The sequence below is a fragment of the Cupriavidus sp. 05L310 genome (genome assembly GCF_056398185.1).
Genome location: NZ_JBFTOX010000139.1, coordinates 1 through 2,519, shown reverse-complemented (window position 1 = coordinate 2,519; position 2,519 = coordinate 1). Strand labels below are relative to the sequence as shown.

Genomic DNA, 2,519 nt, shown 5'->3' with positions numbered 1-2,519 from the left:
ATGCAACCGGATAACCTTGGCCCGCGCCAAAAAGTGAACTTTAAATCCCTCAATCTTTTCGTGGCCAGCAGCTTTGTGCTTGCTGTTGCCATTGCCGCCGTAGGGGCCGGTGCGCTCCATGAAATGCGCCAGGACGCGTATGCCCGCGCACAGGAAGGGGCCGCCAATCTCTCGCTGATCCTGGAGCACGATATCGCCCGCAATCTGGAAATCTATGAGCTGTCGATGCACTCCGTAATCGACGGCGTCAAAGATCCCGAGATTCTCCGGTTGCCTCCCGCCATCCGCCAGCTAGTGTTGTTTGACCGTTCCACAACCGCAACGGACATGGGCTCCCTGCTGGTGACGGACGAGCAAGGCCACCTTGTGCTCGACTCCCGCTCGATCCCTCCCCGTCCCGTCAATCTTTCTGACCGCGATTACTTCAAGGTGCATCGCGATTCGGCCACTGCCGGACTGTATGTCAGCCAGCCGTTCCAGCCTCGCCTGACGGACGGTGGCCAGTCGATCGGCCTTAGCCGAAGGTTGTCGCACGCAGACGGCAGCTTTGCCGGCATCGTCGTCGGCACGCTGCGTACCCACTACTTCAGGAGGCTGTTCGAAGGGACGAAGCTTGGCCCGGGGGGCACCATCACGCTGCTGCGGGACGATGGCATCGTTCTCATGCGGCGCCCGTATGAGCCAAGCACCATCGGGCGGAGCATTGCCAGCAGCCCGTCCTTCGCTCCGCTTACTCAAGCTTCGCAAGGATCCTATGTCGGCACTGCCGCACTGGATGGCACTGAACGTCTATATAACTTCCACCACGTTACCGGTTTCCCGCTCGTGGTTGTCGTTGGCCTGTCGACCGACTACGTTTATGCGGAATGGCGCAAAAGGGCGTGGCTGTTCGGCGGGCTTATCCTTGCCCTCGACGCCATGCTCATCGCGCTCTCGGTGCTGATTTCCCGGCAGTTCAGGCGCAGGCTGGCGATGGAAAAACACCTGCGGCTCATGGTCAATACGGACGGCCTGACGGGTATCGGCAGCCGGCGCGCCCTGGATGAAGCCGCCGACATTGAATGGCGCCGAGCATGGCGCAACCAGCAGCCCTTGTCCTTGCTCATGATCGATGTCGATCATTTCAAGAACTTCAACGACCACTACGGGCACGCGGGCGGCGACGATGCGCTGGCTGCGGTTGCCCGCTGCATAGCCGACAGTATCCGCAGGCCTGGCGACTATGCCGCCCGCTACGGCGGCGAGGAATTCGCCGTGCTGTTGCCCAACACCGGCATGCAAGGCACCATCGCCGTGGCCGAGAAAATTCGCTCGGCAGTCGAGAGCCTGGCGATCCCAAATTTGGGGAGCGCCAACCAGGTGCTTACAGTCAGCATCGGTGTGGCTATCGCAGAGGACCGCGCGCGTTTCGCTAGCCTGCGGGTCTTCTTCAATGCAAGCGACGAAGCGCTATACGAGGCGAAGGCGTCTGGGCGCAATCGTGTGGCCATCGCCGCGGACGAAGCACGAAGGAGCGTGGCCAAAATCGCGGCCCAGGACGGCTAGAGGGTAAAAGAAAGCCGCGCCCGGCCCGTCCGGCCAGTAACCAGTTGCTGAGGTCAAGGCGCCACGCCTAGGCGCGGGCGCCGGGCTTCCGGCTCTGTCGAGAACTGGATACGCAACTCCTGCAACTGCCGCGCGAGCGCATCGCTTTGACGCTTGCCCTGCTCCTGACGCGCCTGCGTGGCCGCGTGGGCCCGACGCTCGGCGTCCCGCGCTCCGATGTGCGGGCCTGGCGTGTCGCGTAATTGCAGACACCCGGTGTCTGTTGTGTTGGTTTTTGCCCGCCAGACCAAAGCCACCGCGCACCGTGCGCTGGCGCCATTTTCCCCGCCTCGAAAGATTTCTTCCCACGTCCCGCCTGCGTTTGCGGGCGATTCACGCTGACCTGGCCCGCCTTGGCACACTCCATGCGTTTGTACCTCCCGAGCGCAGAAACAATGCTCGAACCAACCGAACCCAAGTCCCAACCGCTCCCAAGGAGAATTGCCATGACTACCACCCTCGCCATCAAGGACCTGTCCGTCACCGAAGAACTCGACGCCGGCGCCATGCGCGCCGTGCGCGGCGGCTTCGTGCCCTTCCTGCCCGTGTTCAGCGCGGTCAAGATCGACTCTACCTTCAATGCTTCGCAACTGATCGGCCAGACGCAGAACGTCACCAACATGAATGGCAACAACGCGGCCTTCGTCGACGACATCAAGTCGCATGTCACCTCGACCCAGAACGCCCAAAACAACATCTATCGCTGAACGGCCCGGCAGACGCGGAGGCGGCCCCGCCACCTCCGCTGCCAACCAGCCACTCAGGAACATTTCAAGTCATTCAGTGAAGCCAAGGAGAACCACCATGCCATCCATCATCGTGCGCGACCTCGCCCTGACCCAAGAACTCGACAGCAAGTCCATGACCGCGGTGCGCGGCGGAAATTCCTGGCTGCAAGGACTGGGCCCGGTGGCCAACGTCAATGTCAACGTCAA

Annotated in this window: 2 protein-coding genes; both read left to right on the top strand. The window is 62.0% G+C overall.

From position 1 onward, the window contains the following. Positions 1-1,545 (top strand): sensor domain-containing diguanylate cyclase, encoded by a 1,545-nt coding sequence (locus AC1DS6_RS42385; RefSeq protein ID WP_441629621.1) that lies wholly within the window; start codon positions 1-3, stop codon positions 1,543-1,545. Between the two features lie 485 nt (positions 1,546-2,030). Continuing rightward, a complete protein-coding gene (locus AC1DS6_RS42380; RefSeq protein WP_045241193.1) occupies positions 2,031-2,291 on the top strand; it encodes a hypothetical protein in 261 nt (86 codons plus the stop codon). Positions 2,292-2,519: the final 228 nt, after the last annotated feature.